General features: G+C 74.8%; 17 protein-coding genes. 3 read left to right on the top strand and 14 right to left on the bottom strand.

Translation table 11 applies throughout. The annotated features are described in order from the left end of the window. The 8 genes from ABD296_RS40610 to ABD296_RS40645 form a co-directional block, all read right to left on the bottom strand. Positions 1-741, bottom strand: a 741-nt coding sequence (locus tag ABD296_RS40610) for an MFS transporter (protein WP_344280625.1), incomplete at its 3' end; no start/stop codon positions are given. Further along, the gene (locus ABD296_RS40615) at positions 738-1,097 is read right to left on the bottom strand and encodes a Rieske (2Fe-2S) protein (RefSeq protein WP_344280629.1); all 360 of its coding nucleotides are present in this window, start codon (positions 1,095-1,097) and stop codon (positions 738-740) included. The genes ABD296_RS40610 and ABD296_RS40615, both read right to left, overlap by 4 nt. Before the next feature lie 29 nt (positions 1,098-1,126). Continuing rightward, on the bottom strand, positions 1,127-2,395 hold the full coding sequence (locus tag ABD296_RS40620) for an NAD(P)/FAD-dependent oxidoreductase (protein ID WP_344280632.1): 1,269 nt from the start codon (positions 2,393-2,395) through the stop codon (positions 1,127-1,129). Continuing rightward, positions 2,396-2,752, bottom strand: coding sequence for a Rieske (2Fe-2S) protein (locus tag ABD296_RS40625; RefSeq protein WP_344280635.1), 357 nt, complete (start codon positions 2,750-2,752; stop codon positions 2,396-2,398). Between the two features lie 65 nt (positions 2,753-2,817). Further along, positions 2,818-3,531: a TenA family transcriptional regulator gene (locus tag ABD296_RS40630; RefSeq protein ID WP_344280638.1), complete on the bottom strand. Its 714-nt coding sequence runs from the start codon at positions 3,529-3,531 to the stop codon at positions 2,818-2,820. Between the two features lie 36 nt (positions 3,532-3,567). Continuing rightward, positions 3,568-5,007, bottom strand: coding sequence for an aldehyde dehydrogenase family protein (locus tag ABD296_RS40635; RefSeq protein WP_344280641.1), 1,440 nt, complete (start codon positions 5,005-5,007; stop codon positions 3,568-3,570). Then, positions 5,004-5,453: a RidA family protein gene (locus ABD296_RS40640; protein WP_344280643.1), complete on the bottom strand. Its 450-nt coding sequence runs from the start codon at positions 5,451-5,453 to the stop codon at positions 5,004-5,006. Before ABD296_RS40640 ends, ABD296_RS40635 begins: the two co-directional genes overlap by 4 nt. Before the next feature lie 10 nt (positions 5,454-5,463). Further along, positions 5,464-7,092 (bottom strand): gamma-glutamyltransferase family protein, encoded by a 1,629-nt coding sequence (locus ABD296_RS40645; RefSeq protein ID WP_344280646.1) that lies wholly within the window; start codon positions 7,090-7,092, stop codon positions 5,464-5,466. Positions 7,093-7,402: 310 nt separating this feature from the next. Between ABD296_RS40645 and ABD296_RS40650 the strand changes: the two genes are divergently transcribed. Then, positions 7,403-9,055: a hypothetical protein gene (locus ABD296_RS40650; protein WP_344280649.1), complete on the top strand. Its 1,653-nt coding sequence runs from the start codon at positions 7,403-7,405 to the stop codon at positions 9,053-9,055. 36 nt (positions 9,056-9,091) lie between these two features. Next, on the top strand, positions 9,092-9,841 hold the full coding sequence (locus ABD296_RS40655) for a YoaK family protein (RefSeq protein WP_344280652.1): 750 nt from the start codon (positions 9,092-9,094) through the stop codon (positions 9,839-9,841). A 31-nt stretch (positions 9,842-9,872) separates the two neighbouring features. Here ABD296_RS40655 and ABD296_RS40660 read toward each other — a convergent pair whose 3' ends face one another. From ABD296_RS40660 to ABD296_RS40685, 6 genes are all read right to left on the bottom strand, one after another. After that, a complete protein-coding gene (locus ABD296_RS40660; protein ID WP_344280655.1) occupies positions 9,873-10,136 on the bottom strand; it encodes an MGMT family protein in 264 nt (87 codons plus the stop codon). Then, positions 10,046-11,371, bottom strand: a complete 1,326-nt coding sequence (locus ABD296_RS40665; protein WP_344280658.1) for a S8 family serine peptidase — start codon at positions 11,369-11,371, stop codon at positions 10,046-10,048. The genes ABD296_RS40660 and ABD296_RS40665 overlap by 91 nt, the downstream gene beginning before the upstream one ends. Then, entirely contained in the window at positions 11,365-12,198 is an 834-nt protein-coding gene (locus ABD296_RS40670; RefSeq protein WP_344280661.1) for a hypothetical protein, read from the bottom strand. The genes ABD296_RS40665 and ABD296_RS40670 overlap by 7 nt, the downstream gene beginning before the upstream one ends. A gap of 54 nt (positions 12,199-12,252) precedes the next feature. Next, on the bottom strand, positions 12,253-13,956 hold the full coding sequence (locus tag ABD296_RS40675) for a S8 family peptidase (RefSeq protein WP_344280664.1): 1,704 nt from the start codon (positions 13,954-13,956) through the stop codon (positions 12,253-12,255). A 35-nt stretch (positions 13,957-13,991) separates the two neighbouring features. Then, positions 13,992-14,756 (bottom strand): hypothetical protein, encoded by a 765-nt coding sequence (locus ABD296_RS40680; RefSeq protein WP_344280667.1) that lies wholly within the window; start codon positions 14,754-14,756, stop codon positions 13,992-13,994. A 374-nt stretch (positions 14,757-15,130) separates the two neighbouring features. Beyond that, positions 15,131-15,325, bottom strand: a complete 195-nt coding sequence (locus ABD296_RS40685; RefSeq protein WP_344280670.1) for a CsbD family protein — start codon at positions 15,323-15,325, stop codon at positions 15,131-15,133. A 177-nt stretch (positions 15,326-15,502) separates the two neighbouring features. On the opposite strand from ABD296_RS40685, the gene moeZ reads away from it, so the two are divergent. Beyond that, the gene (gene moeZ / locus ABD296_RS40690) at positions 15,503-16,684 is read left to right on the top strand and encodes an adenylyltransferase/sulfurtransferase MoeZ (RefSeq protein ID WP_344280673.1); all 1,182 of its coding nucleotides are present in this window, start codon (positions 15,503-15,505) and stop codon (positions 16,682-16,684) included. Positions 16,685-16,762 lie beyond the last annotated feature (78 nt).

Below are 16,762 nucleotides of genomic sequence, written 5' to 3' on the forward strand. Positions count from 1 at the left end.
CAGCCCGGCAAGGGCACCGCACCACACGACGGGCGAGGCGGCGCCAAGGCTGGCGGCGGCGGGCGCCGTATCGGCGCCGAGCGCGGAGGCGAGGGTGAGGAGCGCGGCGCCGCGCCAGTCGACCGGGACGGCCCGCGCCCGCCCCGCCGGGAAGAACCGGAGCGCGAGGGCGGCGGCGGCCAGGCACACCGGCACGACCGGCCAGAACACCGCGTGCCAGCCGAACCAGGTGGCGAGGCCGCCGCCGAGCGTCGGCCCGGCGGCCTGCCCGACGCCGTGCGCGGCGGCCCACAGGCCGAGGGCCCGGCCGCGCCGGTCGCCGTCGAACCGCGCGGCGATCAGCGCCATGACGGCGGGCAGCATCGCGGCCGTCGCGACGCCCTGCACGGCCCGCATCGCGACCAGAAGCGGCAGCGTTCCGGCCATCCCGGCGCCCGCCGACGCGATCGCCAGCGCGAGCATGGACGCGACGAACACCCGGCGCGGGCCGATCCGGTCGCCGAGCCAGCCCGACACCGGCAGCAGCACGGCGAACGTCAGCGTGAACGCGACGACGACCAGGGTCCCGGCGGAGATCGGGGCGTCCAGGTCCCGCAGGATCAGGGTCAGCGGGACGTTGACGATGGTGTTGGCGACGGTCCCGGTGAACGTGCCGAGCAGCAGCGGGACGAGCGCCGCCCACGACCCGCCCCCCGCCTCGTGGTGGCCGTGGGCGCTGCGCCCCCGGTCGACCGTCGTCATCCGCGGGCGAGCTTGCGGCGGCGCGGGCCGCCGTCCGCGGCGTCCTCCGGCGGGACGTGCACGAGGATCTGCCCGTCCTCCTCCTTCACCGGGTACACGCGGATCGCCTTGGTGGCGGGCGGGGTGATCGGCTCGCCGGTGCCGAAGTCGAAGACGCTGCCGTGGCAGGAGCACAGCAGGCCGTCCTCGGTGGCGCGGCCGGACGACAGCAGGCAGTCCAGGTGGGTGCAGTAGTTGGACATGGCGTGCACCTCGCCGTCCCAGCGGGCGACGGCCACCTCGGCCTCGCCCACGAAGAAGCGGCGGACGACGCCCTCGGGCACCTGGCCCGAGCGGGCCACGGGCTGGTATTCCATCGGTCGCTCCTCAGGGTGCGTCGGGTCGGCTAGAGGGTGTCGAACAGTTCGGTGAGGTCGGCGTCCTCGTCGCGCAGGACGTCGGGATCGGGCACGGCGCCCGCGCCGATCAGCTGCCGCGCCACGGCGAGGTCGCCGCCGCGGTCGACGGCGAACGCGCCGCGCAGCACGCCACCGGAGAGGTGGAAGGCGACGAAGTCGAAGTCCTCGACGCGGCCGCGGACGACGACCCGGTCGGCGCCGTCGCAGTGCCCGGCGTGCTGGAGGTTGCGGCCGAACTGGTCGGACCAGAACCACGGCGGCGCGGTGTGCGCGGACGTCCCGCCGAGGATGTTCTTCGCGGCGGCCATGCCCTGCGCGTTGGCGTTGTCGAAGTGCTCGGCGCGGACGCGGCGTCCCAGCTCGGGCCGCCATTGCAGGGCGACGTCGCCGGCCGCGTAGACGCCGTCGACGGACGTCCGGCAGTACTCGTCGACGGGGATCCCGCCCGCGGTCTCGATGCCCGCGCCGGTGACGGCCTCGACGTTCGGCACCATGCCGGCGCCGACGACGACCACGTCCGCCTCCAGGTACGCGCCGCCGCTGGTGGTGACGACCGCGCCCGACGCGGTCTCGGCGTAGCCCTCGACCTTCTCGCCGGTGCGCAGGTCGACGCCGCTGGTGCGCAGCAGCGCGGCCATGACGTCGCCCATCAGGTCGCCGAGGACGTGCCCGAGCGGCCGTGCCGCCTGCTCGACCAGCGTGACCTGCGCGCCGAGGCCGATCGCGGTGGAGGCGACCTCGCAGCCGATGAACCCGGCGCCGATCACCACGACCCGCGCGCCGGGCCGCAGCTCGGCGCGCAGCCGGTCGGCGTCGTCGATGGTGCGCAGGTAGCGGACGCGGTCGCCGTCGATCCCCGGCAGCCGGCGCGGCCGTCCGCCGGTCGCGATCAGCAGCGCATCGGCCCGCAGGGACGAGCCGTCCGCCAGCTCCAGTGCCCGCTCGGCGGGACGGATCGCGGTCGCCGCCGCGCCGAGCCGCAGCTCGACGCCGTTGCCCTCGCACCAGTCGGGGGTGAGCAGGTACAGCTCGTCGCGGTCGTCCTCGCCCGCCAGGTACTCCTTCGACAGCGGCGGGCGCTGGTACGGGACGTGCGGTTCGGCGCCGACCAGGGTCACGCGGCCCTCGAAGCCGCGGCGGCGCAGCGTGCGGGCGGCGACGGCGGCGGTCTGCCCCGCCCCGGCCACCACGACCGACTCGAGTTCCGTCAGGGGGGACGACCCCCCTGTACCCCCCGAAGAAGTGCGTGTCGTCATCTAGTGCTCCTCTGACAGGACGCGCGGACGCGGGTCCACGTAGACGGCGTCGCCGGCGATCCGCACGGCGTGGCTCGGCTGGCACTCGTCCCGGTCCTCGACGCGTCCGGTCGCCGGGTCGATCAGCCACTGGTGGCCGGGGCAGATCACCCGCCCGTTCAGCACGGTCCCCTTGGACAGGGACCGCTGCTTGTGGACGCACACGTCGTCCAGCGCGTAGACGTCGTCGCCCACCAGGAACAGCGCGATCGCCCGCCCGGCCACGGTCACGCCGAGCCGCCTGCGCTTGCGCAGCTGCGCCAGCGACGCGGCCTCCACCCACTCCTCCGGCTGCTCGTCCCCCCGCTGCTCGTCCACGGGGACCTCCTCGCGTGTGGTGCGGCGGCGGGGGCGCCGGCCCCCGCCGCCGGGTCGGGTTCGGATCAGGCGGTGACGAGGTCGGGCTTGACGTAGGTGTCGTAGAGGCCCTGCGTGTAGGAGAAGCGCATCTCCGCGCCCCACCGGCACAGCTTCAGGCAGCGCTGCTGGAGGGCGGGCGTGTCGGCGTGGTCCAGGACGATCTGGTAGCCGCGCTCGCCGTGCACCACATCGGAGGTGATGTGCAGGTCGAAGAACTCGATCTCGTCCTCGGTGAACCCGTACACCTCGCGCAGCGGCACGATCTGCTTCTTGTAGATGCCCGGCACCTGCGACTCCAAGCCGACCACGAGGGCGGCGGTGGCGACCACGAAGTGCTCGCGCATCGCGACCGCGTAGCACCAGGCCTGGAGGCCGCGGGTGATGGCGTTCATGTTGTCGGGGTCCTCGACCCGCTCCCGGGTGGTGCCGCACGCCTCGGCGAACCGGATCAGCAGGTCGGTGTGCCGGATGTCGGCGAGCTCCTCCTCGTACATGTTCTGGAGCGTGAAGTCCTTGGCGCCGGTGAACTCGTCGGGCGTGTTGCCGTAGACATAGCCGAGGTAGTCGGCGAACGGCCCGACGTAGTGGTAGTGGTTCTCCGCCCAGCGGGCGAAGTGCTCCCGCTTCAGCTCACCGTTGGCCCACGCCTGGCTGAACGAGGCGTTCTTCGCCTCACGCCCCTTGATGGCGTTCTCCAGCGCGGCGCGGAACTCTTCCCTGGACAGCAGCTCTGCCATTTCCTTGCTCCTTCCGGTGGTGCGGCGATTCCTTATTCAGGGGGTCACATAGATGCTCTTCTCACGCAGGTAGAAGAGCATCATCGAAGGGCCGGCCTGCTCCTTGTAGGTCTGCGTGCTGGAGTCCTTGAGGCCGCCGAACGGCACGGTCATCGCCATTCCGGACGTCGGCTGGTTCACCTTCACCAGGCCGGTCTCGGAGCGGCGGGCGAACTCCAGCGCCCGGTCCAGGTCGCGGGTGACGATCCCGGCGGACAGCCCGTAGTCGGTGCCGTTCGCCAGCTCGATCGCCTCGTCCAGGCCGGACGCCCGCTGGAAGCCCAGCACCGGCCCGAAGATCTCCTCGCGGGTGATCCGCATGTCCGGGGTGAGGCCGGCGAAGACGGCGGGTGCGACGAAGTAGCCGTCGCCGGGCAGGCGCCGCCCGCCGGTGACGAGCTTGGCGCCCTCCTCCTCACCGATCCGGACGTAGTCGAGGAACTTCTCCAGCTGGAAGTCGGCGGCGAGCGGGCCCATCTGGACGCCGTCGTCCAGGCCGTTCCCGACGAGCTGCGCCTCGGCGGCGCGTACCACCCGGTCGAGCAGCTCGTCGTGGACGGCGTCGTGCGCGATGACCCGGCTGGTGCCGGTGCACGCCTGGCCGGACAGCCCGAACGCGCCCTTGACGATGATCTGCGCGGCCCGGTCCAGGTCGGCGTCGTCCATGACGACGACGGGGTTCTTGCCGCCCATCTCCAGCTGAGCGCGCCGCGACGGCCCGACGGCGGCGTGGACGGCGCGTCCCGCTCGGGTGGAGCCGGTGAACGTCACCGCGCCGACCCGCTCGTCCGCCGCGACGGCCGCTCCGGCCTCCGCGCCGCCGTGCACCAGCGCGATCGCGTTCGCGGGAAGCCCGCCCGCGAGCAGCGCCTCGACGAGCCGCTGCGCCAGCAGCGGCGTCACCGGCGACGGCTTGAACACCACCGCGTTGCCCGCCGCCAGCGCCGGCCCGAGCTTGCGGGACGGGATGTTCAGCGGGAAGTTCCAGGGTGTGATCGCGCCGACCACCCCGACCGGCTCGCGCCTCGTGTAGACGAGGCCGCCGTCGGCGGACGGATAGCTCTCCCCCGCGATCCGGTGGGCTTCGGCGGCGTAGAAGCGCAGGTTGCGGGGCGTCCGGGAGATCTCCATGGCGGCCTCGGCGCGGGTCTTGCCCTCCTCGCGCACGAGTTCGCCGACCAGGTCGCCCGCCCGGTCCTCCAGCCACCGCGCGGCGGCCTCCAGGACGTCGGCGCGCTTCTCCGCCGCCGTCGCCCCCCATTTCGCGGCGCCTTCGACGGCGCTCCCTACGGCCTTTTCCACGTCCGCGGCCGACGATTCGGGGAATTCACCGACGACGTCACCGAGATCGGCGGGATTGTGGCGCCGGAACGTCACTCCCGAGGAGGCGGGAACCCATTCCCCGCCGATGAAGTTCAGGCCCTCGTGCACGGTCACTCGTCCTCCACGTTCGTTGCGGCGATCGCGGTCAGCTCGACTTCCACCGGGGCGCCGCCGGGTAGCGCCCGCACGCCGATCGCGCTGCGCGCGGGGCGTCCGAGCCCGAGGCCGTCCAGGACCTCCGAGGCGCCGTCCGCGACGGCGGACAGCTCGGTGAACCCGTCGGCGCAGGCCACGTAGACGGTCATCCGCACCCACCGCCGGACCCGGCCGGACTCCCCGGCCGTCACGGCGGCGACGGCGTTGCGGGCGGCGAGCGCGGCGGCGGCGCGGGCTGCGGTGACGTCGATGTCCTGTCCGACGAGGCCGGTCACGACCAGCCGCCCGTCCTCGCGCGGCGTCATCCCGGCACTCGCGACCAGGACATCGCCCGCGCGCAGCGGCTCGGCGACGGCGGTGACGTAGGCGCCCTGCGGGCGCGGCGGCGAAAGCGCGTCAGACACCGAGTTCGCTTCAGACACCGAGGGCCACCCCGTCCTGGCGGGGGTCGGAGGCGCCGAGGAGGGCGTCGCCGGCGACGGAGATGATCTGGGCGCTGCCACCGGCGTCCCAGGCGTCCTGGACGACGACGTCATGGCCGGACGCGCGGAGCGCCTCGATGCGGTCGGCGCCGAGCCGGGACTCGACGCGCAGTTCCGGCGGCCGTCCGATGACGTCGGCGTCGCTGCCGGGATGGACGGTGAAGCGCGGCGCGGCGACCGCCGTCGCGGGGTCGTGGCCGTGGTCGAGCAGGTGCGAGAGCAGTTGGGTGTTCCACTGGACCTGGCCGTCGCCGCCGGGGGTGTTGCCGACGTGCAGCAGGCGTCCGGCGGAGTCGGTGACGAGCCAGGCGTTCAAGGTGTGCAGCGGACGCCGCCGCGGCCGGACCTCGTTGGGGTGGCCGTCGATGAGGTAGGCGCCGCGCCCGAGCCGGTTGTTCAGCACGATCCCGGTGCCGGGGACGGTCATCCGGGCGCCGAAGGTGAAGGCGAGCGAGTGGATGAGGCTGACGGCGCGTCCCTCCGCGTCGACCGCGACCATGGACGTGGTGTCGCCGCCGGCGGGGACCGGCGAGGGCGCGGTGACCGGGAGTTCGCCGCCGTCGAGGCGGGCGCGGGCGGCGGCGATCGCGTCCGCGGCGAGCAGGCCGCGCCAGTGGTCGCTGTCGGCGCCGCACCCGGCGAACCGGTCGGCGAAGGCGAGCCGGGCGGCGGACGCCATCCGGTGGACGGCCTCGGCCGACATCCACGGCAGCCCGGCCAGGACGCCGTCGCACAGGCCCGCCTGCTGGGCGACCATCCAGCCGGGCGTCGGCGGCGTCGTGAGGTGGACGGTCGCGCCCTGGTATTCGCAGGTCAGCGGCGTCTCGGCGGCGGAGCGCCCGCTCGCCATCCACTCGTAGCCGGAGAACGGGGCGCCGGCGGCGACGAGCGCGTCCACGCATCGCTCGGCGAGCCCGCCCGCGTACAGGTCGTTCGGGTCGGCGGCGAGGCGGCGCAGGGTCCCGGCGAGTTCCCGCTGGTGGAGCGGCTCACCGGCGGACGGGACGCGGCCGCCCGGCAGGAACGTCCCGGCGGTGCCGGCGTCGCGGGCGAGGGCGTCGCGCCGCTCGACGATGTCGGCGCGGGTCTTGAGGGTGCACGGCAGGCCGTCCTCGGCGGCGGCGATCGCGGGCGCCCACAGCTCGGGCAGGCCGCGGGACGCGGAGTCGGCGTGCAGGGCGGCGAGCGCGCCGACCGCGCCGGGGGCCGCGACGGCGAGCGCCCCCTCCAGGGGGACGGCGGTCAGGCCGCGGTCGCGGTAGAAGGCGGGCTCGCCGCCGTCCGGGCCGAAGCCGCTGCCGTTGAACGCGGCGACCGACCCGTCCGGGCGGCGCAGCAGCGCGAACGCGTCGCCGCCGACGCCGCACTGGCCGGGCAGCGCGAGCCAGGACAGCGCGGCCATGGCGAGCGCCGCGTCCACCGCGTTCCCGCCCTCGGCGAGGACCCGCGCGCCGGCCAGGCTGACCGCCGGATGGCTGGAGGCGACCATGCCGCCGGAGGCGGCGGCGGGGCCCCGGCCGGGGTGCCCGAAGCCCGCCGGCGTTGCGTTCCGTACTGACATGACGCCCAGTCTCGGCGCGCCCCGATCCGCCCCGATACGGGCCGAATGCCGAAGATCGGCAGCCTTCCTTGGGCACTGTGCACAGACGAACCGGACACCTCTGATTGCTTGCCAACGAGTCCGACATCATGCACAAAATGACTGGTCGTGCCGTGTGCACGTTCCTCATTGCTCGCCGGGGAGGGATCGACCAGATTCTCTGCAACCGTTGCGCCCATCGCCTCGCAGATGGCGCTGACAGGGAGGTGGCGCGCCCGTGGGAGCCGCTCACTGGGTCTATCTGTCCGGAATAGTCCTCATCATCGCCGTCATGATCGCCCGGAAGAACGTGGTGATACCCGCCATCGCGGCGACGTTCCTCACCGCCTGGACGTTCACCGGCAGCTTCGTCAAAGGACTGGAGTCCATCTTCAATGCCAGCCTGACCTCGGCCTCCGAGCTGTTCAACATCTTCCTCATCATCGCGCTCGTCACGGCGCTGCTCGGGGCGCTGCGCGCGCTCGGCGCCGACCGCCGCATGGTGGAGCCGTTCCGGCTGGTCATGCGGTCGGGCCACTCCGCCTTCTGGGTGCTGGCGTTCGTCACCTACGCGATCAGCCTGTTCTTCTGGCCGACGCCGGCGGTGCCGCTGATGGGCGCGATCCTGCTGCCCGCCGCGATCGCCGCCGGGCTGCCGCCCATCGCCGCCGCGCTGGCCATCGCCGTCGCGGGCCAGGGCATGGCGCTGTCCAGCGACTACGTCATCCAGGTCGCGCCGGGGCTGTCGGCCAAGGCCGCCAACGTGAGCACCGACGCCGTCGCCGACAAGGCGATGGTGCTGTCGCTGATCACCGGCGGCGTGGCGCTGTTCCTCGGCTACCTGATGACCCGCTCGCAGTACCGCGAGCCGGACGCGCTGCTGCTCGAACGCTGGGAGGCCGGCGAGACGGAGGCCGCCGCCCCGGTGGCACGCCGCTCGTTCATCCCGGGCCTGCCGCTGCGCCGCCGCATCCTGCAGCCCGCACCCGTGCCCGCCACCACCACCACCGCCGAGGGTGACGCCTCCGTCGCCGTCCTCGACCCGGGCCCCGGCTCGGGTTCCGGCTCGGGCGCGAGTGCCGGTTCGGTGACCGTCCCCGCACCGCGCAACGGCGACGGCCCCGCCTCCGGGACACGGAACCGCGGACTCGGACGATCCGGGGGCGAGCCGGGCGACGCGATGGCCGCCGCCGCGCTGAAGTCGCTGAACGGGGGCGACCTTCCCGGCGACGACTGCCCGAAGCGGTCCAAGGCGTTCGCGGCGATCATCCCGCTCGCGCTCGTCGGGCTCGTCGGCTACATGATGCTCGGCAAGTTCACCGACGCCGTCCCCGAGGTCGTCGGCGGCGACGCCGCGGCGCTGGTCGGCGGCGTCACCGTCGCGCTGCTGCTCGCCGCCGCGGTCGCCCGCGACGCCGGCAACGCGCTGCAGGCCTGCGCCGACCACATCGTGGACGGCCTGGTCTTCGCCGTCCGCGCGATGGGGGTCGTCATCCCGATCGCCGGGTTCTTCTTCATCGGCAACGCCGACTTCGCCGGCAAGATCATGAGCCTCGGGGACGGCGCGAAGGCGCCCGGCTTCCTGTTCGAGTCCGTCACCCACATGGAGGGCGCCATCCCCGACAGCCGCTACGTCGTGGGCTTCGGCGTCCTGCTCATCGGCATGATCACCGGGCTGGACGGGTCGGGCTTCGCGGGGCTGCCGCTCACCGGCTCCCTCGCCGGCACGCTCGGCCCGACCTCCGGCGTCGACCCGGCGCTGCTCGCCGCGATCGGCCAGATGGGCTGCGTGTGGTCGGGCGGCGGCGTGCTGATCGCCTGGTCGTCGCTGCTGGCCGTCGCCGGGTTCGCCCGGGTGCCGGTCATGGACCTCGTCCGGCGCTCGTTCCTGCCGGTGGTGGCGGGCCTGGTGGTCGCGACCGTCGCCGGCCTGATCATCTTCTGACCGGCCCGTCCGGCGTCCACCCCCTCGGCAAGGAGCATGGTGACCACCTCGTCCGACCTGTCCCCGGCCGCCGCGTCCCGCACCCCGGACGCGGCGGCCGGGGGCCGGCCCGCCCTCTCCCCCGTCCGGCTGCGCGCGGTGCTGCTGGTGCTGCTGACCTTCGGCGCCGGGACGACCGACATCGTCGGCTTCCTCGGCATGGAGAAGGTCTTCACCGCCAACATGACCGGCAACATCGTGCTGTTCGGCCTCGCCGCCGGCGAGGCGCACGGCGTCGACCTGGCCCGCTGCGGGATCGCCACGCTGGCGTTCGCGCTCGGCCTGCTGGCCGGGTTCCGCGTCGCCGGACGCACCGACCCCGGGCACGTGTGGCCGCCGCGCGTGACCGCGGTCCTGTGCGTCGTCCTCGCCCTGCAGACGGTGTTCTTCGCCGGCTGGGCGCTCGCCGATGCGGAACCGCGCGGCGCGGGGCTGCTCGCGCTGATCGCCCTGTCGTCCACCGCGATGGGCGCGCAGACGGCGGCAGCCCGCAGCATGGCCGCCGACGGCATCACCACCACGTTCGTCACCGGGACCCTGACCTCGATCATGGGCGGCCTCACCGCCGGGCAGACCGCCGCCGCGGGGCTGCGGACCTGCGTGATCCTGAGCCTCGCCGCCGGCGCGGCGGTCGCGGGCGCACTGATGGCCCACGCACCCGTGCTGGCGGCGGCGCTCAGCCCGGCCGTCCTGCTGGTCGTCGTGCTGGCCGCCCCCCGCCTGCACCCCGCCCGCGGAACACGTTGAGCCGCGGCGGGCCGGCGTCGGGAGTGCGCGGTCAGGAGTGGCCGTTCCAGCGCGCGCGGGTCATGTCGACCCGCCGGCCGTCCGGGCGCAGCGGGGTGCCCTCGGCCCGGTAGTGCTCGTGCGCCTCGACCTCGTTGCAGGCCGGCGGGCGCCCGTCCGCGCGGATCACCCGCCACCACGGCACCCCGCCGCCGAACAGCGACATCACCCGTCCGACCTGCCGCGGCCCGCCCCGCCCCACCATCTCGGCGATGTCCCCGTAGGCGAGGACGCGCCCCGGCGGGATGCGGTCCACCGTGTCCAGGACCGCCTCGGCGTACTCGTCAGGTTCCGACCACATGCGCCGATTCTCCAGTCCCCGCCCCGCCACCGCCAACCGGCCAGGACCAGGCCCGCCAGGGACAGCGCCCCGATCGCGACGCAGCCGACGACGAGGGCGCCCGAGCGGTGCACGACCTGGACGGGCCCGGCGTCGCCGGCCGCGAACCGGCGGTCCGGGGCCAGGCCCGCGCCGTCCATCCGGGTGCCCGCGAGCGCGTCGGACGCGGTGAGCGCGGCCAGCGCGTCGACCCGCCCGAACCCGACGCCGAGGTCGTAGCCGCCGGCCGGGCGGTGCCGGGTGCTCGCCACGATCGCCTGCGTGACCAGCGCGGGGGCGAGGCCGGGGTGGCGGGCCCTGACCAGCGCCGCGACGCCGGACACGAACGCGGTCGCGGGGCTGGTGCCGTCGCCGATCCAGTACCGGTCGCCGGGGCCCGCGCCGATGATCTGGACGCCCGGCGCCGACACGACGACGGCCGAGTTGCGGTTGGAGAAGTTCGCGTGCCGGCCCCGCGCGTCGACGGCGGCGACGGAGATGACGCCGGGGAACGACGCCGGATAGGTGTACTCGGTGTGGCCGCCGCGCTTGGCGGTCCGGTCGGCGCCGCCGTTGCCGGCCGCCGCGACCACCACGACGTTACGGGCGACCGCGTAGGCGACGGCGGCCCGCTCCCGCTCGGTCGGGTACGCGCGGCCGAGCGACAGGTTGATCACGTCGGCGCCGTGGTCGACGGCGTACCGGACGCCCTGCGCGATCGTCCCGGCGTACCGGCGGTTCCCGGTGAACGTCGCGAAGCCCGGTTCGTCCCGTTCGAGGATCACCCGCAGCGCCAGCAGCCGGGCCTGCGGCGCGACCCCGACCATGCCGAGGGCGCCGCCGGGGCCGTGCCCGTGGCCGGCGATGACGGACGCCATGTTCGTGCCGTGCAGCCGTTTCGGCGGGACGCCGGGCGGCGACGCGCCCGCGGTGTAGTCGGGGCCGGTCGTGACCGAGCCGGCGAGGTCGGCCTGCGCGGCGTCCACGCCGGAGTCCAGGACGGCCACGGTCGCGCCGGCGCCCCGCGACAGCGTCCAGGCCTGCGGGACGTCCAGCGACTCCAGCACCCGCATGACCGCGTCCCGCACCTCGTCGGCGCGGGCGGTGCCGGGGACGAGCGGCGGGACGGCCAGGACCGCCGCGGCCAGCGCCGCGCCCAGCCTTCTCAGCACGACCATTCCCGGGTGCCGCAGCGGATCGCGGCGGGCGCGGTCAGGGGGCGCAGCACGCCGTCGACGAGACGCGGCGCCAGTTCGGCGAGCTCGGGGAGCCGCCGCGCGGCGCGCAGCGTGGGCCGCCCGTCGGCGTACCCGACGGTGGCGGCGACGACGTACGGGCCGCGCTGCGCCGCGGCGGACGCCTGCCGGGCCGCGTCGCCGCAGCGCGCCGCGACCGTCCCGGTGAACGGCAGCGCCCGCAGTCCCGGCGCCGGCGCGCGCGGCGGGAACCACGCGACGGCGCCGTGCGCGGACGCGGTGTCGGGGAACGCCGCGACCCCGATCGTGACGGCGAGGCCCTGCGCCTGGTCGAGGTAGGTGGCGCGGAGCACCGCCTGGCAGCCGCGCGCGGTCAGCGACGCCGCGAGCCGCGGGTCGACGGCGGTGTCGCAGCGGGTGTCGGTGCCGATGCCCACGCGCCGGGCCGTCTCGGCGGAGCCCTCGTCGAGGGTGTAGCGGAGCGCGGCGGGGAAGATCCGCCCGGCGGGCCAGGCCCGGTACCGCCGGTCGATCTCGGTGGCGACCGCGGCGGAGCGCTCGGCGGGCGTCGGCGCGCGCGTCACCTCGCCGACCAGGCGGACGCCCGCGACGACGAGCACGGCCGCGCAGCCCGTCGCGATCAGCAGGGGCGCCGTCGCGCGGGGCGGCCGGCGCCGGTGGCGGGGCGGGCCGGACGGCGCGTCCGGGACCTCGCCGGGCGCGGCGTCGGAGGGCTCGTCCCTTGCCGCGTCGGGGGCCGCGTCCGGTTCGGTGTCCGGGCCAGGGATCTCCGCGCGCGCCACGAGCGGAGCGTAACGGACGCGCCCCCCGCGGCGCCGGATGACCGGCCGGTCAGATCAGGATTCGCCGGACGGTTCCTCCGGAGCCCCGAACGAGGGGCGCGACGCCGGGTCCGGCGGCGCGTGCCCGGCCCCGCCCGGCGGCGCGGGCCCGTCCGGCGCCGCGAACGACGGCCGCCCGCCGGCGGACGGGGCCGGCGGCGCGAACGCCGAGGTTCCTTGGCCCGACTGGTCCGGCGGCGCGAAAGCGGAGGCACCCTGGCCCTGCCGGTCCGGCGGCGCGAAGGCGGAGGCTCCCTGGCCCGGTTGCCGGGGCGTGTCGGCGGAGGTGCCCGCCGGTGCGGAGGGCGGTGCGGACCCGGGCGGCCCGAACCCCGGACGGCCGGACGCGCCGCCTGGCCCCTGCGGCGCGGGCGGCCCGTACACCGGACGGTTGGGCGCTCCAGCGGGGACACCACCGTAAGGCGCGTATGACGGCCGGCCCTGAGGCGCGAATCCGCCGCCCGGCGGGCCGGCGGGAGCGGGAACGGAGCCGACCGGGAGGAGCCGGGGATGGCGGCGGTGGAAAGCGATGGCGATGACGATCGACCCGACGACGCCGACGACGCCGATCAGGATGATCCCGGCGACCGTCGGGGTGACCCAGGCCGGCCGGTCGATGATCGTGACCGGTCCGGGGTCGGCGTCGCCGAACCGCTTGGCGCCGGGCTTGCCGGCCGCCGACGCGGGACGGGCGCGGGCGAGCGAGTCGGCGGCGGCGAGCGCGCGCGGCGCGTTCACCTCGCCGAAGCCGACGTCGGGGTCGTAGCCGGCCTGCGGGCCGAAGCGGGTCCCCTCGACGAGGGCCTGGGAGACCAGCGCGGGCGCCATCTTCGGGTGCTTGGCGCGGATCAGCGCGGCGATGCCGGACACCAGGGCGCTGGCGTCGCTGGTGCCGTCGGACAGGAAGTAGGCGTCGCCGGGCCCGGCGACGGGCAGGCCGGCGCCGGGCGCGGACACCATCACCGACAGGTTCCGGTTGGAGAAGGGCGCGCGGGCGTGCGACGGCTGCGTCGCGGCGACGGCGATGACGCCCGGGTAGGACGCCGGATAGGAGTAGGGCGCGAACCCGTTGCCGTCGATGAGCCGCTCGTCGTCGCCGTCGTTGCCGACCGCGGACACCACGACGACGCCCTTGCCGATGGCGTAGCCGATCGCGTCGCGCTCGGCGGAGATCTCGTCGTCCTTGCCGAGGGAGAGGTTGATGACGTCGGCGCCGTGGTCGGCGGCGTACCGGATGCCCTTCGCGACGGCGTCCTCGGCCTCGCGCGAGCCCCGGTAGCGGGCGAAGCTCGGGTCCTCCTTCTCGCCGATGACGCGGATCGCGAGGACGTGCGCCTCCGGCGCTAGGCCGATGACCCCGTCGCCGCCGCCCGGCCCGTGGCCGTGCCCGGCGATCAGCGAGGCCATCCCGGTGCCGTGCAGGTGTGCGGGCTTGCTGCCGCCGTCGATGGCGGCGAGCATGTTGGGGCCGACGGTGACCGACCCGGCGATGTCCTTCTGCTGCGGGTCGACGCCGGAGTCGACCACGGCGACGGTGACGTTCCGGCCCTTGGTGATCTTCCAGGCGGCGTCCATGCCCAGCTCGTTGAGGACGCCCCGCTGCCGGGCCCGGACGTCGTCGGCGCGGGCCGGCGAGGGGACCAGCGGGATCCACGCGCCGGCGAGCGCCGCGGCCAGCAGCCCCGACGCGGCGGCACGCCGCCTCCGGGACGCGGGCACGCGATCGGTCCGTGTTCCCGTCAGCCGTGTTCCGGTCAGCATTTCCACCCGCGCTCGTGGCAGTCCGGCAGGGCCTTGGCGGCGAGGTTCCGGGCGACCGAGTGCCCGATCTGCGCCGCGATCGAGAACGGCTTGCCGGGCCGCTCCTTCGTGACGGCGGCGGCCGGGCGGCCGTCGGCCTCGCCGGAGGTGGTCAGCACGACGTAGGGGCCGCCGCGGTCGGACGTCCGGTCCTGGCGTGCGGCGTCGGTGAACCGGGCGGACGCGGTGCCGGGGAACGGCGCGGCGCGCAGCGCGGGACCGACCGAGCCGCTGCCGTCCGGGCCCTGCGAGCCGGGCAGCTCCTTGAAGGCGCGGTCGGCGGCCCAGGGATCGGCGAACGCGACGACGCCGACGGTGACGACGATGCCCTGGAGCTGGTCGGTGTAGGTGGCGCGCAGGACGGCCTTGCAGCCGTGCTTGCCCAGCGTCGCCGCGATCTCCCGGTCGGCGCCGGTGGCGCAGCCGGTGTCGGGGACGATGCCGGTCCGGGTGGCGTACTCGCCGCGGCCGTCCCGCGTGCTGTAGGCGATCTTGGTGGGGAAGATCCGCTCGGCGGGCCAGGCCTGCCAGCGCCGGGCGACCTCCGCGTTCGCGGCCCGCTCCACCTCGGCGTTGGTGGGGTCGCGGTGCAGCTCCGCCCAGGCGCCGCCGATCGCGATGGTGCCGGTGGCGAGATAGACGCAGCCGAGGACGATGGCGACGACGAGCCACTGGCGGGCGCGCAGCCCCAAGACGGTGACCGAGGGCGCACCGGGCACACCTGGGGCGCCAGGCATACCCGGGGCACCCGGCGGCGCCATCGGGCCGTAGGGGCCGGCGGGCATGCCGGGGGCCGGTCCGGGCGGGCGGCCGGGGGGCGCGCCGGGCCGGGGACCGGGGGGAGCCTGGGGGCCGGGCTGGAAGCGCGGGCCCGGCGGGGGCGGTTGCTGGGAGGGGGGCAGGAATGCCACAACAGCCAAGATTAACTCTGGTTCATGACATTCCGCCCTTACATCGGGGTGAGGGGACCGTCCTAACCCGGACGTCCCCGCACCCGGACAGGGAAGGGGCCCCTCCGCGGAGGGGCCCCTCTCGCTCATGGCGCGCTCATGGCACCGTCGTGGCGCGGGTCACGGCACGCCGTGCGGCGGGGTCACCGCTCCATGGTCCGGCGGGCCTCCTTCGCCGCGTCCTTGACCTGCTCGCCGACCTGCTTGGCGCCGCCGGCGGTCTGGTCCTTGCGGCCCTCGGCCTCCAGGTAGGGGTCGCCGGAGCGGTATCCGGCCTCTTCCTTGCCCCGGCCCTTGGCCTTCTGGGTCTTGTTCTTGAGCTTGTCGAGGATGCCCATGGCTCCTTCTTCCGTACGAGGTCCGTACTAAAGAGGGCCGTGCCCGCTCTATCCCGATCCATGCGCCCCGGGCACCGCCCTTCGGGGAATGAGCGCGGACATGGCAAGGTTGTGCCGTGAGGGGACGACGACGTCCCGCCCCCGTAACAGCCGAGCGTCAGCACAGGAGCACCCACCGTGTCGTTGCCACCTCTGGTCGAGCCCGCATCGGAGCTCACCCGCGACGAGGTCAACCGCTACTCGCGGCACCTCATCATTCCCGACGTGGGGATGTCCGGGCAGAAGCGCCTCAAGAACGCCAAGGTCCTGGTCGTCGGCGCGGGCGGTCTCGGCTCCCCCGCGCTGCTCTACCTCGCCGCCGCCGGCGTCGGCACCCTCGGCGTCATCGACTTCGACGTCGTGGACGAGTCGAACCTGCAGCGCCAGATCATCCACCGGCAGTCGTCGCTCGGCAAGCCGAAGGTCGAGTCGGCCGCCGACACCGTCCGTGAGATCAACCCGCTGATCGACGTGGTCGTGCACAACACCGCGCTCGACCGCGACAACATCATGGACATCTTCGGCCAGTACGACCTGATCGTGGACGGGACCGACAACTTCGCGACCCGGTACATGGTGAACGACGCGGCGGTGCTGCTCGGCAAGCCGTACGTGTGGGGCTCCATCTACCGGTTCGACGGGCAGGCGTCGGTGTTCTGGGCCGAGCACGGCCCCTGCTACCGCTGCCTCTACCCCGAGCCGCCGCCGCCCGGCATGGTGCCGTCGTGCGCCGAGGGCGGCGTCCTCGGCGTGCTGTGCGCGTCGATCGGGTCCATCCAGGTGAACGAGGCCATCAAGCTGCTGACCGGCATCGGCGAGCCGCTGGTCGGCCGGCTGATGATCTACGACGCGCTGGAGATGACCTACCGGTCGGTCAAGGTCCGCAAGGACCCCGAGTGCCCGCTGTGCGGCAAGAACCCGACGCAGACCGAGCTGCTGGAGGACTACGAGGCCTTCTGCGGCGCGGTCTCCGAGGAGGCCACCGAGGCCGTCAAGGACTCCACGATCACCGTCCAGGACCTCAAGGGCATGCAGGACCGCGGGGACGACATCTTCCTGGTGGACGTCCGCGAGCCCAACGAGTACGAGATCGTCTCGATCCCGGGTGCGACGCTGATCCCGAAGGGCGAGTTCCTGAACGGCTCGGCGCTGGAGCGCCTCCCGCAGGACAAGAAGATCGTCCTGCACTGCAAGTCGGGCGTCCGCTCGGCCGAGGCCCTCGCCGTGGTGAAGAACGCCGGCTTCGGCGACGCCGTGCACGTCGGCGGCGGCGTCCTGGCCTGGGTGAACCAGATCGACCCGAGCCAGCCCACCTACTGACGCACCGCACCGCCCCGCCGGCGGTGACGAGGCCCCCGGATCCCTTTCGGATCCGGGGGCCTCGTGCTGTCCGGGGGC

Origin of the sequence: Actinomadura napierensis (genome assembly GCF_039529375.1) — a bacterium.
GTDB lineage: Bacteria > Actinomycetota > Actinomycetes > Streptosporangiales > Streptosporangiaceae > Spirillospora > Spirillospora napierensis.